17 protein-coding genes and 1 tRNA gene are annotated in these 18,944 nt (G+C 56.1%); 3 read left to right on the forward strand and 15 right to left on the reverse strand.

The window, feature by feature from the left end:
- Window positions 1-419: 419 nt before the first annotated feature.
- From J5224_RS02360 to J5224_RS02380, 5 genes are all read right to left on the reverse strand, one after another.
- Window positions 420-1,091: a methionine ABC transporter permease gene (locus J5224_RS02360; RefSeq protein ID WP_264623823.1), complete on the reverse strand. Its 672-nt coding sequence runs from the start codon at window positions 1,089-1,091 to the stop codon at window positions 420-422.
- Window positions 1,076-1,870: a methionine ABC transporter ATP-binding protein gene (locus J5224_RS02365; RefSeq protein ID WP_264623824.1), complete on the reverse strand. Its 795-nt coding sequence runs from the start codon at window positions 1,868-1,870 to the stop codon at window positions 1,076-1,078. The genes J5224_RS02360 and J5224_RS02365 overlap by 16 nt, the downstream gene beginning before the upstream one ends.
- Window positions 1,867-2,679: a MetQ/NlpA family ABC transporter substrate-binding protein gene (locus tag J5224_RS02370; protein WP_264623825.1), complete on the reverse strand. Its 813-nt coding sequence runs from the start codon at window positions 2,677-2,679 to the stop codon at window positions 1,867-1,869. The genes J5224_RS02365 and J5224_RS02370 overlap by 4 nt, the downstream gene beginning before the upstream one ends.
- A 73-nt stretch (window positions 2,680-2,752) precedes the next feature.
- The gene (locus tag J5224_RS02375) at window positions 2,753-3,784 is read right to left on the reverse strand and encodes an isopenicillin N synthase family dioxygenase (RefSeq protein WP_264623826.1); all 1,032 of its coding nucleotides are present in this window, start codon (window positions 3,782-3,784) and stop codon (window positions 2,753-2,755) included.
- Window positions 3,785-4,119: 335 nt separating this feature from the next.
- Complete coding sequence (locus J5224_RS02380; RefSeq protein WP_264623827.1) at window positions 4,120-4,686, reverse strand: TetR/AcrR family transcriptional regulator; 567 nt, start codon at window positions 4,684-4,686, stop codon at window positions 4,120-4,122.
- Between the two features lie 124 nt (window positions 4,687-4,810).
- Between J5224_RS02380 and J5224_RS02385 the strand changes: the two genes are divergently transcribed.
- The 3 genes from J5224_RS02385 to J5224_RS02395 all read left to right on the forward strand — a co-directional run bounded on the left by J5224_RS02385 (window position 4,811) and on the right by J5224_RS02395 (window position 8,057).
- A complete protein-coding gene (locus J5224_RS02385) occupies window positions 4,811-6,016 on the forward strand; it encodes an MFS transporter (protein WP_264623828.1) in 1,206 nt (401 codons plus the stop codon).
- A gap of 116 nt (window positions 6,017-6,132) precedes the next feature.
- Window positions 6,133-6,654, forward strand: coding sequence for a 1,2-dihydroxy-3-keto-5-methylthiopentene dioxygenase (locus J5224_RS02390; RefSeq protein WP_264623829.1), 522 nt, complete (start codon window positions 6,133-6,135; stop codon window positions 6,652-6,654).
- Between the two features lie 236 nt (window positions 6,655-6,890).
- On the forward strand, window positions 6,891-8,057 hold the full coding sequence (locus J5224_RS02395; protein WP_264623830.1) for a nucleotide sugar dehydrogenase: 1,167 nt from the start codon (window positions 6,891-6,893) through the stop codon (window positions 8,055-8,057).
- Here the strand turns inward: J5224_RS02395 and nhaA are convergent.
- The 10 genes from nhaA to J5224_RS02445 all read right to left on the reverse strand — a co-directional run bounded on the left by nhaA (window position 8,054) and on the right by J5224_RS02445 (window position 18,942).
- Window positions 8,054-9,421, reverse strand: a complete 1,368-nt coding sequence (gene nhaA, locus J5224_RS02400; RefSeq protein WP_264623831.1) for a Na+/H+ antiporter NhaA — start codon at window positions 9,419-9,421, stop codon at window positions 8,054-8,056. The two genes, J5224_RS02395 and nhaA, sit on opposite strands and share 4 nt — an antisense overlap.
- A 136-nt stretch (window positions 9,422-9,557) precedes the next feature.
- The gene (kdpD, locus tag J5224_RS02405) at window positions 9,558-12,233 is read right to left on the reverse strand and encodes a two-component system sensor histidine kinase KdpD (RefSeq protein WP_264623832.1); all 2,676 of its coding nucleotides are present in this window, start codon (window positions 12,231-12,233) and stop codon (window positions 9,558-9,560) included.
- 43 nt (window positions 12,234-12,276) lie between these two features.
- Entirely contained in the window at window positions 12,277-12,852 is a 576-nt protein-coding gene (kdpC, locus tag J5224_RS02410; protein ID WP_264623833.1) for a potassium-transporting ATPase subunit KdpC, read from the reverse strand.
- Between the two features lie 11 nt (window positions 12,853-12,863).
- On the reverse strand, window positions 12,864-14,912 hold the full coding sequence (gene kdpB / locus J5224_RS02415) for a potassium-transporting ATPase subunit KdpB (RefSeq protein WP_264623834.1): 2,049 nt from the start codon (window positions 14,910-14,912) through the stop codon (window positions 12,864-12,866).
- 15 nt (window positions 14,913-14,927) lie between these two features.
- Entirely contained in the window at window positions 14,928-16,613 is a 1,686-nt protein-coding gene (gene kdpA, locus J5224_RS02420) for a potassium-transporting ATPase subunit KdpA (protein WP_264623835.1), read from the reverse strand.
- Window positions 16,613-16,702 carry a K(+)-transporting ATPase subunit F gene (gene kdpF, locus J5224_RS02425; RefSeq protein ID WP_196907966.1) on the reverse strand — a complete coding sequence of 30 codons (90 nt, stop codon included), beginning with the start codon at window positions 16,700-16,702 and terminating at the stop codon, window positions 16,613-16,615. Before kdpF ends, kdpA begins: the two co-directional genes overlap by 1 nt.
- 161 nt (window positions 16,703-16,863) lie before the next feature.
- Window positions 16,864-17,157, reverse strand: coding sequence for a YciI family protein (locus J5224_RS02430; protein ID WP_264623836.1), 294 nt, complete (start codon window positions 17,155-17,157; stop codon window positions 16,864-16,866).
- Window positions 17,158-17,353: 196 nt separating this feature from the next.
- Window positions 17,354-17,429, reverse strand: a tRNA-Gly gene (locus tag J5224_RS02435).
- Between the two features lie 172 nt (window positions 17,430-17,601).
- Window positions 17,602-18,528, reverse strand: coding sequence for a D-2-hydroxyacid dehydrogenase (locus J5224_RS02440; RefSeq protein WP_264623837.1), 927 nt, complete (start codon window positions 18,526-18,528; stop codon window positions 17,602-17,604).
- A gap of 111 nt (window positions 18,529-18,639) precedes the next feature.
- Window positions 18,640-18,942 carry an ArsR/SmtB family transcription factor gene (locus J5224_RS02445; RefSeq protein WP_264623875.1) on the reverse strand — a complete coding sequence of 101 codons (303 nt, stop codon included), beginning with the start codon at window positions 18,940-18,942 and terminating at the stop codon, window positions 18,640-18,642.
- Between the last annotated feature and the right edge of the window lie 2 nt (window positions 18,943-18,944).

Genomic DNA, 18,944 nt, shown 5'->3' on the forward strand with positions numbered 1-18,944 from the left:
ACCGGTCATATCATCCTGGCCCGCCCTGTGCATAAAAATAAAATTCCTTGCCAATCAATCCGTGAAGAAAGTGCAAGTGATCGCCTTAACATTTTAATAAGTTATTTTTATCAATAAATATCAGTAAGATATAAATATAATTTTGACAATCTTGTCAGGGATCATTTTACGCAAGCAATGCGAAGCCTGTGGATAAGTCTGTTAAGAAAATTATGAGATTTTATATTACATGAAACGCAAAAGAGAGGAGTAAACACGTTGACGCTCGAAAATACACTGCACAAAAAATAACCTACTACGCGAGCGGGACGCAATTGTGGACTGGTTAGTCTCGGAGCACAAGCAATTTATCTTTCATCTGCGATCGAACGCCTAAAATATAATCACAGAATCGATCTTTCGCCACACTAACGATCGGATCATCGTCGATGAGCCAACGCACGAACCAGCCGATCGCCGACCGATTGTACGCCCTGAACTAAAATCACCAGAACCACCACCGTGCCCGCCATCACTTGATCGTTAAAACGCTGATAGCCGTAGCGGATCGCCAGATCGCCCAACCCACCGCCACCGATCACGCCCGCCATGGAAGAGAATCCGATCAACAACACCACCGTTAACGTCACGCCGGCCAGGATCGTTGGCAACGCTTCTGGCAGCAACACTTTGCCGATCACGTGCCAGAGCGATCCGCCCATTGACTGGATCGCCTCGATACGCCCGCGCTCAACCTCATCCAACGCATTCTCCACTACGCGGGCAAAAAAGGGAAAAGCCCCGATGGTGATCGGTACGATCGCCGCCGTACTTCCCAGCGTGGTGCCCACGATCAGGCGGGTCAACGGAATCAGCGCAATCAACAACACCACAAATGGTAACGATCGGCCAACGTTGATCACCGCGCCCAGCGCCCGGTTTAGCCAGGGCAAGGGCGCAACCCCGTCAGATCGCGTGATAAACAACACCACGCCCAACGGCAGGCCAATCAGCACGGTAAACAACGCTGCCAGCCCCACCATATACCCCGTCTCTAACGTGGCATTCCACATCAGCGCAATAAACTCATCCCAGCTCAGGCGACCTTGCATAAAGTACTCCCCTCAATGACGCCGTGACGGCGAAGGAACGCCTGCTCTGCCGCATAATCGGGCAACAACGCTCTGCGCAGTTGGGAATCAGGCGTTGCAAGCAGCGTCGACAGCGCCCCGCTTTCCACGATCTGGCCTTGCTCCATCAGCGCCGCATGATCGCAAATGGCTTTTACCACCGCCAGTTCGTGCGTGATCAACACGATCGTCACACCCAACTGACGGTTGATATCTGCCAGCAGCGCCAACACCGATGCCGTGGTTTCTGGATCGAGCGCGCTGGTCGCCTCATCGCACAGCAAATAGCTCGGCTTTGCCGCCAACGCACGCGCAATACCGACACGCTGTTGCTGCCCACCGGATAACTGCGAGGGAAAGGCGCGCGCTTTGTCACTGAGCCCTACCCATTCCAGCAACGCGCTGACTCGCGCTTCGCGCTCGTGACGCGCAACCCCGGCTATCTCAAGCGGAACAGCGACATTGTCCTGCACATTACGCGCATGCAGTAAGTTGAAGTGCTGAAAAATCATGCTGGTGCGCAGTCGGTGCTGGCGCAGCGCCCGTGAAGAGAGTGACGTAATCTCTTTGCCATCTACCACAATCCGGCCCGATGAGGGCCGTTCCAGCAGGTTAAGACAGCGCAGTAGCGAGCTTTTGCCCGCACCGCTGCGCCCCAAAATGCCATAAACAGAACCCTCGGGGATCGTCAGCGAGACGTCATCCAATGCCGGACGATCGCACCCTGGGTAACGTTTTCCCACGTGTTCAATGGCGATCATGGCTGCTGGCTCGCCACCGGGATCACCGAACCGTTATAGCGCTGCGTAATAAAATCAGCGACCGCCTTGGATTCCAGATCGGCGGCCAGCTTTTTAATGCGCGGATCGTTTTGCAGGGCGGGCGTTGTCACCAATATGTTGGCATACGGGTTATGCTCTGCGCGTTCTAACCCCAGCGCATCTTTGGCCGGAACCAACCCCGCTTCCAACGCATAATTGCCGTTGATCACCGCCAGATCGACATCATCCAACGAGCGCGGGATCTGCGCTGCCTCCACTTCTTTGATCTTCAGTTTCTTCGGGTTTTCCGCGATATCTTTGGGCGTTGCCTGATCTTTGGCTGGATCGCTGTAGCCCGGTTTCAGTTTCACCAGCCCCTGGCTCTGTAATAAGTACAGCGCGCGACTGAGGTTGGTGACATTGTTTGGCACAGCCACCGTGCCGCCTTCCGGCACCTCGCTAAAGCTTTTGTGCTTACGTGAGTAGATGCCCAGCGGCTCCACGTGCACGGTCGCGGCGACCACAAACTGTTTCCCCAACGCTTTTTCCTGATCGCGCAGGTAGGGCACGTGTTGGAAATAGTTGGCATCCACATCACCATGCGCCAGCAGCTCGTTGGCGTTTACACCGCTGGTCAGTTCGATCACTTTCAAGGCGTTCTGTGGATCAATTTTCTGCACCTGCGCCAGGATCTCACTGTGGGGCACGGGGTCGGCAGCCACGCGCAGCGCTTGCGATGCGGAGGCAGAGAAGGTCACGCTAACGGCCAATGCAACACTGCTGACAAAAAATACGACACGCTTATTCATATTGGCTTCCTTTTATCGTTTCGTTTTAAGTATTTGGATTGATGCCTGCCGCAAGGACAGAGACAGAAAAGCGTCAGTAAGCGGCGTGTTCCGCTTTCGCTACCACATCGGCGTAATAACGCTGGGCAACATCAGGGTGCGAGCGCAGTCGCCCTTTCAGGTAGTTCCAGCCCACATCACGCAACAAGGGATTGTGCGGATCGCTGGTAGGCCCCTGCGCCAGACGCGCCACCTGTGCAGGCAGTTGATAGACGGGCACCACTGCATCCAACTGTGCACCGAGGAAAAAGGCGATGGAGAGTCGCTCCTGCCCGGCAGGCGGTGAGACCACACGGTGCACCGTGGCACGCAAATAGCCATTAGTCGCCAATTCCAGCAGTTCACCGATATTCACGACAAAGGAGCCCGGCAGCGGCGGCGCATCAATCCAGCGATCGGGTGCCACCTCAACCTGTAAACCAGCCTGTTCATCCTGCAACAGGAAGCTCAGGAAACCTGAATCCTTGTGCGCGCCCACGCCTTGTTGATTGCCCTGCGCCGATTGCCCCGGATAACGAATCAGCTTGATATGTTCGTTAGGCTTTTCACCGTACAGCGCATCAAAGGTGTGTGGCGCTAACGCCAGCGCCTCAGCAAAAGCACGCAGCAGTTGCTGGGCCATGGCGGTCATCGCTTGTTGCCAGGCCAGCAGCGTGGTTTTCAGTGCAGGCTGCGCTTCCGGCCACAAATTGGGGCCTTGTAACTGCCACCAGCGCGGATCCTGTGGTGTCAATTGCAGAGCGGCACGTTCAGCGCCAATGTCAAACTGCTCACGCCAGTCGGGCTGGTTGCGCGTCAATTCAGCCCCGGCACGGTTGTAACCGCGAAAATGGGGAGAATGGATCATGGCTACGCGCTGTTTTTCAGCATCAGGCAAGGCAAAGAAAGCGTGCGCCTGCTGCTGCAACTGCTGCTGTAGCGTTTCGGGAATACCGTGGTGAGTAAGATAAAAGAAACCGACATCGCGGGCGGCTTCATTGAGCGAGGTTAAAAACGCCCGCCGCTGCTCGGGGTTGCCGTGCAGATGTGATAAATCAAGGAGAGGTAGTCTGTTTATGGTACTCATTGCGTACTCCATCAATTATTCCATGCTCAACCGGAAAATAAATGCAGGAGTCGCAACAACAACGATAGCCCGTCATGGTTCACCTCATCAGGAAGCGGAGTGATTTCAGAGCGTTCACCTTTATCAGCGCAAACCCCCTACCGGCACAAAGTAAAGAAACCGATGTTTTTCGACATCTGGTGCTATTAACCCTGAATTACCGCGACGGGTAAAATACAAAGAGTGGCAAAGTTAAGCAGCGCTTTAGCTATGCGACCAACCTTGCCATGGTGGAGAGTGTGATAACCACATGTCACCAGGCATTATCGGGAGACAACGCCCGGTCTCGTACAGGGCTACACCTGTTCCGACGGCGTAGCTAGCGCCGTCAACAATCGCTGGATATCCTGCGGCGTAGGCGTCTCACAGGTGAATAAAATGCGGTACATTAGGGGGGCAATAATGCGCTCAATGATCTGTTGCGCACTGGCAGGCGCTTCCTGTCGCGCCAGTGCACGCTCACGAATCACCTCCAACTGCTGTGCGGTGAAACCGGCACATTTGCCCGAGCTTTCATGCCCCGGCGTGCCCAACACATCGCGCAGCATTGCACGGCCCGGCGCTGAGGCCATCTCTTCGATATAGGTATTCAGCCAGATCTCAAGATCGCCGGTGAAAGAGCCGGTGTCCTGCGGCTCGGCATCTGGACGCAACTTTTCCACCGCCACATCGGCCAGCAACTGGGGTAGATCTCCCCAACGCCGATAGAGCGTAGACGGCGTTACCCCCGCGCGTGCCGCAATGGCGGGAATGGTGAGCGCCTGGCGCCCCATTTCCTGTTCCAATTCGCGTACCGCCCGGTGAATCGCCGCCTGTACTCGCGCACTGCGCCCCCCCGGCCGCACACCTTGTGTGATCGCCATCTGATACTCCCTGGTCGAACAAAAACGTTTACCGACGCCACTAAAGCAGAATATTTGCTTTAGTGGCGAAATCGCTGTAGCGTTGTTAACGCATAATCTTAGCTTTTATACCACAGGACACACCATGACGGTTATCAGCAATACCGTGATACGCACCACACCCCGGCGCGATGCACTCACACTCGCATTACATAGCCTCACGCTGATAGCCTTTATGGCAGCCTCCAGCGTGCCGACGCCGCTCTATCGGCTGTATCAGCACGATTGGGGATTTTCCGCGACGCTGCTTACTGTCATCTTCGCCGCCTATGCCTTTGCCCTGCTGTGTGCCCTGTTGGTCGCTGGCCGGCTTTCCGACCACGTGGGACGACGTCCAGTGATTGCCGCAGCGCTACTGCTTAATATCGCCGCCATGCTCTGTTTTCTCTTTGCATCGCATCCTTATGGGCTTGTCGTTGCACGCATCGTGCAGGGTTTTGCAACCGGACTGGCAACCGCTGCGGTGGGTGCCGCTCTGCTGGATGTGCATCCCGAACGCGGATCGCTGGTCAACAGCATTGCGCCATTGACCGGTATGGCCGCCGGTGCGATGTTGAGCTGCGCCCTGCTGGCGTATCAACTCGCACCGCTCCACAGCGGCTATCTGCTGCTGCTCGGCGTCTTTGTGCTGCTGTTGGCAGGTCTGGCGTGTACGCCGGAAACCGGCCTGCGCCGCAACGGAGCCTGGGCCAGCCTGCGTCCTAGTGTTGCCGTACCACCGCAGGCCAGAACGGCTTTTTGGCGTGTGATGCCGGGCAACGTTGCGGTGTGGATGGTGGGCGGTTTCTATCTCTCGCTGATGCCCTCGTTGCTGGCGCAAAATACGCCGACGGTTTCCCCCTGGCTAAGCGGCATATCCGTCGCAGCCCTGACGCTAAGCGGTGCCGTGGCGATTCTGCTGGCACGCCGCACTGCCGCAACACCAACGCTGCGCGCGGGCGCACTCAGCCTGATCATCGGCATGACGCTGATGCTGTTCGCGGTCCATCGCACCAGCACCGGTTGGTTGCTGGCAGGGGCATGTATTACCGGGCTGGGGTTTGGCATGGCATTCCTCGGTGCGTTACGCAGCGTACTTCCGCTGGCAAAACCACATGAACGCGCGGGCCTCACCGCCGTGTTCTACATCGAAAGCTATTTGGCCAACAGCGTGCCCGCCATCATCGCTGGCTATCTGACGCAGCAGTTGGGGTTGATCGACACCACGTATGTATACGGTAGCGTAATCCTTACGCTGGCGACGTTGTCCATCGTGCTGACGTTCATCCCACGGTTAACCAAAGCGAAATAAAATTAACAAAATCATAATACTAAACAACCTGTCAGCATAAGATATAAAGAATTCGTCTTGCGGTTTATCCCTGTAAAGCGAATGGTTATGGTCTACCTCTTTTGCGGAGAACATCCATGACCACATTATCCATATTCCAAGTACCGCACACGGCACAACCCGCAGAGCAACTGGCCGCCTTTGGCGATATCGCCACGCTGCTGGCGGGTGCCGGAATCCAGCTCGAACGCTGGGAGATTGGCTCGCTGCCCGCAACGGCGGACAGCGACACGCTGCTCGGTCATTTTCAGCAGAATATCGAGCGCCTTAAACAGCAAGAGGGTTACACCGCCGCCGATGTGATTCGCATTACACCGGATCACCCCGACAAACAGGCGCTGCGTGAGAAGTTTTTACAAGAACACACTCACAGCGAAGATGAGGTCCGCTTTTTTGTCACGGGTAGCGGCACGTTCTTCGTTCCGCTGGGCGATAAGGTGTTCCGTTTAACCTGCGAAGCGGGTGACCTGCTGCGTGTTCCGGCCAACACCCGCCACTGGTTTGACTGCGGCGCACAGCCGGATTTCACCGCCATCCGTATTTTCACCAATCCGGCAGGGTGGGTGGGGCATTTTACTGGGCGGGAAACTTTTTATTAAGACACGCACCTATACTCGCAAAAAAGCATTCTCATGATTAAGACTAGCGCCACGCCTCTCTCTCGTGGCGTTACCCGATAGCCGGACCCTGCCATTCCACCTGTTACCCAGCAAAACCCACGCAATGAATTTGCTAAGCGCTTCACAATAATCGCTCAGTTGTTTTAGCACCGTTGATATTACTTGCTTGAGCACATTCTATACTGATTCAAGATTCGTCAAGTGGGTTAGCTATAATGAAATGTACTGTGGTGGGTACCGGTTACGTAGGCCTGTCGAATGCTGTGCTATTGGCCCAACACAATCAGGTTATTGCTTTCGATATCGTTGAACAGAGAGTGGCGCTTTTGAATCAGAAAGTGTCGCCGATTGCGGATAAGGATATTGACCTATTTCTTAAAGAAAAACCGCTCCGTCTGGTAGCCACTACGGACAAGCAATTAGCCTATCAGGGTGCGGATATTGTCATTATAGCCACCCCCACTGACTACGATCTCGTCACCAATGCATTCGATACCCAGTCGATTGAATCCGTCGTGCAGGATATATTGTCCATTAACCCCGGTGTGCTTATCGTGATTAAATCCACCGTCCCCGTAGGCTATACCCTAGAGATACGACGCAGATTTGCCACGAAAAACATTATCTTTTCGCCTGAGTTTCTGCGCGAAGGAAAAGCGCTACATGACAATCTCTATCCTTCACGTATTGTGATTGGGGAACGCTCGCCGCGCGCTGAGCGTTTTGCCGCCTTGCTGCTACAAGGGGCAATAAAAAAGACGGTGCCTGTACTTTACACCGATGCCACGGAAGCTGAGGCCATTAAGCTATTCGCCAATACCTATCTCGCGATGCGCGTCGCCTATTTTAACGAGCTGGACAGCTATGCGCTGATGAACGGGTTAGATAGCAGACAAATTATTGAGGGCGTTGGGCTGGATCCGCGTATCGGCTCACATTACAACAACCCGTCATTTGGTTATGGCGGCTACTGTTTGCCCAAAGATACCAAGCAGCTGTTAGCCAATTATGCCAGCGTTCCTAACCGGCTGATTTGTGCCATCGTGGAGGCTAACCGCACGCGTAAAGATTTTATTGCCGATGACATTCTCAAACATAATCCCAGTGTGGTAGGGGTTTATCGTCTGGTGATGAAAACAGGCTCCGATAACTACCGCGCTTCAGCAATTCAAGGCATCATGAAACGAATCAAGGCCAAAGGCATTGAGGTGGTGGTCTATGAGCCAGTGCTGACCGAAGCCACTTTTTTCCGCTCACCGGTAATAAACGATCTGGCGGCGTTCAAAAACAAAGCCGATTTGATCATTTCAAACCGCATGGCACCAGAGTTAGAAGATGTCGCGGATAAAGTCTATACCCGCGACCTGTTTGGCTTGGATTAAACCGGTTGATCAGCCTGCTGCGCCCGGCGGCTACGCGCGTAATATCGGCCCCAGAGTAAGCCCAGCGTGGCAGCAATCACCGAGCCCAGCAGCACCCCTAGCTTGGCAGCGCCCAGCAGTTGCGCATCGTCGAAGGCCAACATGGCGATAAAGATGGACATGGTAAAACCGATACCGGCGAGCAGCCCAATCAAAAACACACCACGCCAGGAAACATCGGGCGGCAATTGGCAACCGCCAAAACGCACCATCAGCCAGCTGACACTGACCACACCCAGCAATTTTCCAGCCACCAGCGCCAGAGTAACGCCCATTATCACGCCGAGTGGCCCCGCGCCCGACAAATCGATACCATTCACGCTCACTCCCGCGTTCGCCAGGGCGAACAGCGGCATCACGCCATAAGCCACCCAGGGATGCAACGCCATCTGCACGCGAGTGACAGGCGGCAGCACTTCACGCTGAGCATGGCGTAACTGCTTAAGCGGCGCAGCCAACTGTTCCGCCGCGTGCGTATCCTGCTTGTGCATCAGATCGCGCACAATGTGGGAAAGGCGTTCCAAGGGACGCTCCTTCATCACCCGCACAGAGGCCACGGGGGTGATCAGTCCCAAAACCACGCCAGCCAGTGTCGGATGCGCTCCCGTGAGCAGAAAACCCAACCAGACGATGATGCCGGGAATGACGTAGGCCCACGCCGATCCGATGCCAATCTTCTGTAGCCCAAACACCAGCAACACGCCCACTAGCACGGGAATCAAGCCATTGTATTCAAGCCCACCGGAGTAGAAGAACGCGATAATCAAAACGGCGATAATGTCATCAATAATGGCTAACGCCAGCAAAAACACCCGCACATTGCCGGGAATGCCTTTGCCCAACAGTGCCAGCACCCCCACGGCAAATGCGATATCCGTTGCCGTCGGCACCGCCCAGCCTTGTTGCTGCAACGGCGCGCTGTTCACGCTCAGATAAATCAACGCAGGTACTATCACGCCGCCCACGGCGGCAGCGATCGGAAGAATAGCTTGCCGCAGGCTGCTCAACGCACCTTCGTGAATTTCACGACGGATCTCCATACCGACCACTAAGAAGAACAGTGTCATAAAGGCGTCGTTGATCCAAAAGTGCAGTGAGTACTCGATTTCCGTGTCGCCAATGCTAAACGAGAGCGGTAGGTGCCACAGCGCATGGTAGCTTTCCGCCCACGGCGAATTGGCCCATATCAATGCCACAGCCGCAGCCACAAGCAGCACAATGCCGCTTACCGCTTCAATATGAAGAAAACGTTCAAGGGTGGCGAAAGCGCGTTCCGCCAAACGCTGAGCACGAGGAATGCCCTGCGGGGACAGGTGTCGATTCATGGTTGTTATCACTCCGCGTGGCGGCCCGACCAACGCACAAACCTGTCTCACCACAACATGTGGCTAACACCCGCCACCTTTTTACCGACAATGTTGGATGAGTTCAAGTATTTTACATTGATTTACAAGCGATTTATTAGGAAGATTCCACTATTTCCGGCACTGGCGACAGCGGGAGCTGTACCGTAAAACAGGCTCCCCCTTCTGGCCGATTGGCGGCACTGATCTCCCCGTGGTGAAGCCTCACGATCGCACGACAAATCGCTAATCCCATCCCAACACCCGGAATCGAAGACTCCTCATTACCACGGGTGAATTTCTCAAAAATATGCTGTTCGCTGCCCAAGGTAATTCCGGGGCCGTCGTCCCATACCTCGATCCTGATTTTCTCCGGCAACGCACGAGCCCGAATGCCTATCGCCCGCGCTCTGCCCGCGTATTTCAATGCGTTTTCCAGCAAGTTGGCAAATACACGTTCCAGTAGCGCGCCATCGGCCTGAAGCAGCACCATCTCCTGCGGTAGATCCACCTGCACCGCCTCGGCGGGCAACAGCGCCTCGAGGGATTTCAGCGCGCCGCCAATCACCTCATCCAGCGCGACCCAGTCGGTATGCAGGCGGAAGCCTTCTCCTTCAATACGCGCCATATCCAGCATGTTGTTCACCAGGCGAATGGTACTCAACGTTTGCAGGCGAAGCGCACTGGCTTGCGACGCGTGCGGCGATCCTTCCGTGGAAAGATCGAGCAGCAGAATCTCCGCCTGACCAAACAGCACCGTCAGCGGTGTGCGCAGATCGTGAGACAGCGCAGCCAGCAAGGAATTACGCAGCTCTTCCCGCTCCGCCGCCAAACGTGACTGTTGCTCACGCCGCGTCAGCGCCAAACGCAGCAACGCACCGGAAATCAGCATGACAAACGTCTCCAGCAGCCGCTGCTGTTCGGGTATCAGCAGGTGGCGCAGGTTGCTTGGCTCAATAATCAGTAATCCTAACGTGTCCTCGGAAGAGATTAACGGCAGCACTTTATAAGGCACGCCGGGCAGCGTATCCGTTCCTGCACCCGCCACATGCCCTTTCTCAAAGCTCCATTTGACAATCGCAGGGTCGGGAATGGTATGCAACAAACGCTCGGCGGGCGCAATCAGCTTTCCCTGCGCGTCTGGCAGCCAGATTTCACAGCGGGCAAACAGTGCACTGCCCATCACCCGCTGGCAAATCGGCGCAATGTCATTCGGGGCTCGCACCCGGCTCAGCCCATCGGCCATTTCGTACAGGTAACGCGCGCGCTGCTCACGATGTCGGGCAACCCGCGCCTGATAGCGTACCCCCGCCGTCAGGTTGCCGGTGATCGCGCCGACGGTTAGCATCACCGCAAAGGTCACCAGATACTGCGCATCGCTGACGGCAAAGGTGCCTTCCGGCGCGACAAAAAACAGGTCGAACGCCACGATATTGAGGATTGCCGCCACCACCGAGGGCAAACGGCCAAAACCAATGGCAATCAGCACCACGCCCAATAAATAGACCATCACCAGATTGATCGGTGAAAAGTCGGGCAAAATCCACTTGCTCACCAGCGTAATCAACGCGCACAGCGCCGTCGCAGCCAGACAGCCGCGCGCTTTCTGGCGCAACTTTTCCGGGCTGAGGTGTGTGTCTATACGCGGTGCCGCATGCACGTCAGGCGCATCATCCAGAGCGACAATCATCAGGTCGAGATCCGGCCCCAGGCGGCTTAGCCGCCGCGCAAAGCGATTAGGCAACGCCCAACGCCGCTGCGGCGGTCTTCCCACAATGATCTTACCGAGGTTATGCTCACGCGCGTAGCGCAGTACCGCTTTTGCTTCATCCGGCTCCGACAGCGTGGCGGTAACCGCACCCAGCTTTTGCGCCAACTGCAAGGTGCGCAGAATTCCACGTCGACGCGCTTCTCCCTGCCGATGCAGCGTAGGCGTCTCGACCGTCACTGCATGCCATTCGCTCCCAAGCTTGGCGGCCAGCCGTGCGGCAATGCGCACCAGCTTTTCACTGCCAGTATTAGCGCCAATGCACAGCAGGATCGCATCGCGGGTGTGCCAGACACGCTCCTCTTGCCCGCTGGCATCGCGCCAGGCGCGCATCTGATCGTCAACGCGATCCGCCGTGCGGCGCAGCGCCAGTTCCCGCAACGCAAACAGATTTCCTTTACGAAAAAAGTTCTCAATGGCGCGCTCTGCCCGGTCGCCCACGTACACCTTGCCTTCTTTCAACCGCTGCCGCAGGTCATCCGGCGGCAAATCCACCAGAACCACTTCGGTGGCCGAGTCAAAAAAAGGATCGGGGACGGTTTCCTGCACCCGAATCCCCGTGACGCCGCTGACCACATCATTGAGGCTTTCCAGATGCTGCACGTTCACCGTGGTCAGCACATCAATGCCCGCATCCAACAGTTCATCGATGTCTTGCCAGCGCTTGGGATGGCGTGAACCCGGTGCGTTGGAATGCGCCAGCTCATCCATCAGAATCACGGCAGGGCGCCGCGCCAAGGCGGCATCCAGATCGAACTCCAGATGACGGCGTCGTCCCGTTGCGCGTCGAGCAAGGGTTTCCAACCCTTCCAGCAGCGCAGCGGTCTCCTGTCGGCCATGGGTTTCCACCACGCCCACCAGCACATCCAACCCCTGCGCGCGCAATCGTCGCGCTTCTTGCAGCATGGCCCAGGTTTTCCCGACGCCCGCACAGGCGCCAAAGTAGATTTTCAGTTTGCCGCGCCCTTCGCGGTCAGACTGAGCCAGCAGCGCATCCGGATCGGGACGCAGGGGTTCTTCCGTCATCACATTACCTTTCAAGTCATCCTCAGTTCAGGATAGCGAAGCCTCACTGTTTCGGCACGGCATCCAGCGCCATGTTTAACGCCAGTACATTCACCACCGGTTCTCCGATAAAGGGCAACAGCGGACGGCGCGTGTTCGAAAGCACCAGTTGACGCACCGTGGTTTCTGGCAGATGGCGCGCTTGTGCCACACGCGGAATTTGCCACGCCGCCGCAGCAGGAGAAATGTGCGGATCCAATCCGCTGGCGGAGGCCGTCACCAATTCTACCGGGACGAACGCATTGGCCTGGGGATTGGCCTTACGCCATTCGCCAACGCGCTGCGTGATGGCTTCATCCAATGCCGGATTGCTGGGTGCCAGGTTACTGCCAGAGGAGGCCAACGCATTATAGGGTGAGTCAGCCGTTGCCGAGGGCCGTCCCTGAAAATAATCAGGGCGGGAAAAAGACTGACCGATCAGAGCCGAACCGCGCACCTTGCCTTCTGGCATCACTAGCGAGCCGTTAGCTTGTACGGGAAACCACCACCGCGCCAATCCGGTGGTCAACAACGGATAGCCTGCCCCGACAATCAGTGTCAGCAGGATAAAAAGTGAAATTGCAGGACGTAACAGGTTCATTGATATTCTCCTTAAACCCAACCCAGCGCGGTCAATATCAGGTCAATCGCTTTGATGCCAATAAAAGGCACCACCAGCCCCCCCACGCCATAAATCCACAGGTTGCGACGCAACAGCGCAGCCGCTGGCATCGGGCGGTAGCTCACCCCTTTCAATGCCAGTGGAATCAGCAGCACGATAATCAAGGCATTAAAAATCACGGCTGACAAAATAGCCGAAGCGGGCGAATGCAGCCCCATCACGTTGAGGGCATTCAGCGATGGATAGGTCACCGCAAAGGCGGCGGGAATAATGGCAAAATATTTAGCCACATCGTTGGCAATACTGAACGTGGTTAACGAGCCACGCGTCATCAGCATCTGCTTACCGATATGCACCACTTCGAGCAGTTTGGTCGGGTTGGAGTCCAGATCCACCATGTTGCCCGCCTCTTTCGCCGCTTGCGTACCGGAATTCATCGCCACCGCCACATCCGCCTGCGCCAACGCGGGGGCGTCGTTAGTACCATCCCCCGTCATCGCCACCATGCGTCCTTCCGCCTGATATTGACGAATCAGCGCCAGCTTGGCTTCGGGCGTGGCCTCCGACAAAAAGTCATCGACACCCGCTTCGGCAGCGATGGCAGCAGCGGTCAGTGGGTTATCGCCCGTGACCATCACTGTCTTGATCCCCATGCGACGCAGTTCCGCAAAGCGCTCTTTGATACCGCCTTTGACAATATCCTTGAGTGCCACCACGCCCATGACAGTATTATCTTCCGCCACCACCAGCGGTGTACCGCCTTTGCGCGCCACCGATTCCACCAGCGCAACCACATCCGCAGGGAAGCGCCCGCCGTTGCTCTCAACGTGCCGACGAATCGCGTCCGCCGCGCCCTTACGTAACATTTTTGGCCCGACATTGACGCCGCTCATGCGCGTTTGCGCCGAAAACGGGATAAAAGTGGCGTTCAGACTCTGCAAATCACGCTCGCGCAGATTGAATTTTTGCTTCGCCAATACCACGATACTGCGCCCTTCCGGCGTTTCATCGGCCAGTGAGGCCAACTGTGCGGCGTTCGCCAACGCGGATTCACTGATGCCGCTGGCAGGCAGGAACGCACTGGCCTGACGGTTACCCAGCGTAATGGTGCCGGTTTTATCCAGCAGCAGCACATCCACATCGCCAGCCGCTTCCACCGCGCGGCCACTGGTGGCGATCACATTCGCCCCCAGCATACGGCTCATGCCCGCAATACCAATCGCCGAAAGCAATGCGCCAATGGTGGTAGGAATCAAACAGACCAACAGCGCCACCAGCACCGTTATGCTGACAGGTGTACCGCCCCAGGCAGAGAACGGATACAGCGTCGCCGTCGCCAACAGAAACACAATCGTGAGTGAAATCAGCAAAATAGTCAGTGCCACTTCATTCGGCGTTTTACGCCGTTTGGCCCCTTCCACCATGGCGATCATGCGATCCAAAAAAGTTTCACCGGGATTGACGCTGCACCGAATCACCAGCCAGTCTGAGAGAATGCGCGTGCCCCCGGTGACCGAGGCGAAATCGCCGCCAGCCTCACGAATCACTGGCGCAGACTCACCGGTGATCGCGCTTTCATCCACGGAAGCGCCCCCGGCCAGCACTTCGCCGTCACACGGGATAATGTCACCCGCGTCCACCCGCACATAATCGCCTTTACGCAGGCTGTCTGCGGCAACCTTTTGCTGGGTAGACTCCGGCTCAGGACCAGACAGTTTTTTCGCCCAATTGGTGCGCGTAATGCCTTTTAAACTCTCAGCCTGCGCCTTACTGCGCCCTTCCGCCAGCGCTTCGGCAACATTCGCAAACAGCACGGTGAACCACAGCCACAGGCTAATGGCCGCCGTGAAACCCAGTTGTCCCTCACTCCACCCCAGCGCCATGCCCACGGCCAACAACGTGGTGAGAATGCTGCCCAGATACACCACAAACATCACCGGGTTACGGTATTGCACGCGGGGGCTAAGCTTGGTCAATGATTCAGCCAGCGCAGCACGCCACAGTGTGCCGCGTTGTGAAGACGCGATTTGATGTGTCATAGAATTCTCCGGCGATTAGCGCGCCAGTAACTGCAAATGTTCGATAACAGGCCCCAACGCCAGCGCAGGGATAAACGTCAGTGCGCCAACCAGCAACACGGTGCCGATAATCAGTGCGACAAACAGTGCGCCGTGCGTCGGCAAGGTGCCGGGGCTGGCAGGTTGGATCTTGCGCGCCGCCAGTGAACCGGCAATCGCCAGCAACGGGATAAAGGGCGCAAAGCGTCCAATCAACATCGCCGCGCCCAGCAGCAGGTTCCAAAACGGTGTATTGGCAGAGAGTCCGGCAAAGGCGCTGCCGTTGTTGTTGGCCGCAGAAGAGAGCGCATAGAGCACTTCGCTAAAACCGTGCGGCCCCGGGTTGAACATTCCCGCGCGCCCGGCATCGGTCATCATCGCCAGCGCCGTACCCAACAGCACCAGTGACGGGGTGATCAGGATATAAACCGCCGCCATCTTCATTTCCGGTACGCCAATTTTCTTTCCCAGGTATTCCGGCGTGCGACCAATCATCAACCCGGCAATAAACACCGCCAGCAGCACGTTCATCAACATGCCGTACAGCCCCGAGCCAACACCGCCAAACACCACTTCGCCCAGTTGCATCAACCACAGCGGAATCATTCCCCCCAGCGCGGTAAAGGAGTCATGCATGGCGTTGACCGCACCGCACGATGCCGCTGTGGTGATCACGGCAAACAGGCTGGAATTGAGAATACCGAAGCGGCTCTCCTTCCCTTCCCAGTTCATCGCGCTGTCCGCGCCAAGCAGCGTCAAATTCGGGTTGCCCTTCACTTCCGCCATCATGACCAACACTGCCGCCACCACAAACATCAGCGTCATGGCCCACAGCAAGGTTCGTCCCTGCGCCCGGCTGCGCACCGTTTCGCCAAAGGTGAAACACAGCGCGGCCGGAATCAGGAAAATCGCCAGCATCTGTACAAAATTGGTTAACGCGGTGGGGTTTTCGAACGGGTGAGCGGAGTTGGCATTGAAAAAGCCGCCGCCGTTGGTGCCGAGCATTTTGATCGCTTCCTGCGACGCCACTGGCCCCATCGGCAGCGTCTGCTGTGCGCCTTCAAGCGTGGTGAGCGTCAGGTAGGGGTTAACATTCTGAATCACCCCCTGACTGACCAGAAACAGCGCCATCAGCAGCGACAGCGGCAACAACACAAACAGCGTGATGCGCGTCAGATCGCGCCAGACGTTGCCAAGTGCGTCGGTGCTCTGACGGGAAAAGCCACGCATCAGGGCAAACAGCACCGCGATCCCGGTAGCAGCCGATAAGAAATTCTGTACCGCAAGCCCCACCATCTGGCTGAAATAGCTCAGGGTGGATTCTCCGGCGTAGGATTGCCAGTTGGTGTTACTGACAAAACTGATGGCGGTGTTCAGCGCCAAATGCCAGGACAAACCGGGCAACTGCTGTGGGTTATAGGGTAAGCTCCCCTGCGCCATCAACAGTACCATCAGAAAGCACAGCCCAAGGGCGTTAAACAGTAAAACGGCGCACAGATACTGACGCCAGTTCATCTCGCCATCTGACACGCCGCACACGCGCCAAATCCCCTGTTCGAACGCCGCCACGCCGGGTAAAGCGCGATCGAGCACCATCCCCGCCATCAAACGACCTAACGGCTGGGCCAGCACCAATAACACGGCCAGAAAGCTGGCCAGAAGTAAAAACGCATTGGCCGCCATCAGAATTCCTCCGCCCGAAACAGGGCGTAAAACAGATAGCCCAGTAACAGAAATACCAGCACGATGCCGGTCATCAGTCCCACATTCACGGTTTATCTCCCCGCGTGTATTGAATGTGGATCGAGTGTAAGAATCAGGGCGTAAAAATGTCGTTAATATCGCAGGCGGGGGTGTAAAAAAGGTATAAAAATGCCGAGGGTATAACCAGCTCAATCAGCATCGATAAGCTGGCCGTGTTAACACGAAGGGATCACAGCAGGCCTTGCAGCACAGGTGCCGTCATACTGGCATCAAACGGAATGATGTCTGCATGGGCCAGCCCCAGTTTCTGAAACGGATCCTGACTCAGGCGCGCCTGCAACGGTTCGAGGCTGTCGCTTTTCGCCAAAATGACGCCGCCAGTGCGCGGGATGCGGCGGCCCGATGCGAGAAAAACACCGTCAGCATAGCCTTGTTTTAACCATTCCACATGGGCAGGAATCTGTTCATCAATCGCTTCAAGCGGCTGCACATACGTCAATACCACCACATAAACCACACTCATTGTAATTTCCATGTATTACGTAAGGGATAGTGTAAGGCTACGCCTCGACAGGGAAGCCATGAAGCGCTTTTTTGTTAGAGAATCTCAGGCATATGTCAGTGGATGGCTGATGTCAGGATCGCGGGCAAAAAAAAAGACCTTTCGGTCTATTTTTTAATGTGCTGTAGAATTATTGAGCATTCCACACATCACATTTTGGAGCGGGAAACGAGACTCGAACTCGCGACCCCGACCTTGGCAAGGTCGTGCTCTACCAACTGAGCTATTCCCGCTTAGGAAGTGTATTTCAAACAACCGTAACACATTGAATATACTAAATTTATTCAATATTTCGTGTCAGCGGTGAGCATTATGTACCAATCATTTCAGGCTGGCAAGCCCTTTTCTGTGAAAATGCGCGCAAGTGGTCATTCCCTGCGCGCTGGTGCTCAATACCTTGCGAACTCAGTACTCGCGTGAAAAATCAACTTCACCGCGCAACGCTGCGCCCTGAGAGTAGCGCTGCAAATTATCCAGGAACAGGTCTGCCATCAGCGATGGCACCATCGGACCAGCAATGTGCGGCGTCAACGTCAACTGGGGCGTGAGCCAGAAAGGGTGTTCTGGCGGCAGCGGCTCCTGACGAAAAACATCCAGCACTGCTCTCGCCAGTTTTCCTGCACGCAGTGCCGCCACCAGATCGTCATCTACCACGGATGTGCCGCGACCCACGTTGATAAATACCGCGGAGGGCTTCATGCATGCGAACAGGTCTGCGTTATACAGGTTCTGCGTTTTCGGCGTATCCGGCAGCAGATTCACCACATAATCTGCCTGCGCCACGTCGTACGCCAGCGCATCAATCCCCGATACGCGCGCAAAACCAGGCAATGCCCGCGGTGTATTGACGATCCCATGTAGCGTTACGCCAAATGACCGCAGCATGGCAGCCACCTCAGCGCCAATATCGCCAGCGCCAACGATCAATAAGGTTTTACCTGTCAACAGCCCGGACAGGTGGCGATCCCACTCCTGACGTTGCTGCTGTGCCTGTAATGCAAACAAACGCTGCTCATGGGCCAACAGATGCGCCAGGATGTATTGTGCAATCGGCTGACCAAACACACCAACGGCACGACTCAAACGGTAATCTTGCGGGAGATCCGCTGCAAGCAGTGGCTTGAAGCCAGCCCAGGTAGATTGCAGCCATGCAGGGCGGTGCCCTGCGGCCAGCAACGATACCGCCCGGTCCGGCTCACCAAGCCAAATGTTACAACGCGCGACGGCGTCGTCTCCGTCATCAGGAAGGCAATAGGCCAACCCCGACGCTTTTGTACTTAACAGCGCACGCAGCTCCTCTGCCCGAGATTCCAATAAAAGAATCGCCTCCATTTCTCCCCCTCGCGTTATCAACGGTAGCCGTAAAAAAATCACAGCTACCCTACCCGTAGCGAGAAGCCTGTGGCAACCCTTTCAGCATGCAGGCCTGTTTTCTGATAGACGTTACTCTTCTTCTTCTTGTGATTCGCCAATGTGGTTCACCATGTCCAACAACATAGTAGTGATATGGTGATCCGCCACGGTATAAAAAATCTGGCGTGACCGGCGTTCCCGCTTCACCAAGCGCGCGCCGCGTAGCAGGCGTAAATGGTGGCTCACCAATGACGGTGAAAGCGCCAGATTTTGCGCAATGTCACCGACGGCATGTGGCCCCGTCAGGCAGAAATGCAAAATGCGCAAACGGGTAGGATCCCCCATCAGACGAAACGTTTCTGACAGGATGGTTGTTTCATGCAGAGAAAGCATGG

This window comes from Candidatus Symbiopectobacterium sp. NZEC135, from assembly GCF_025962695.1.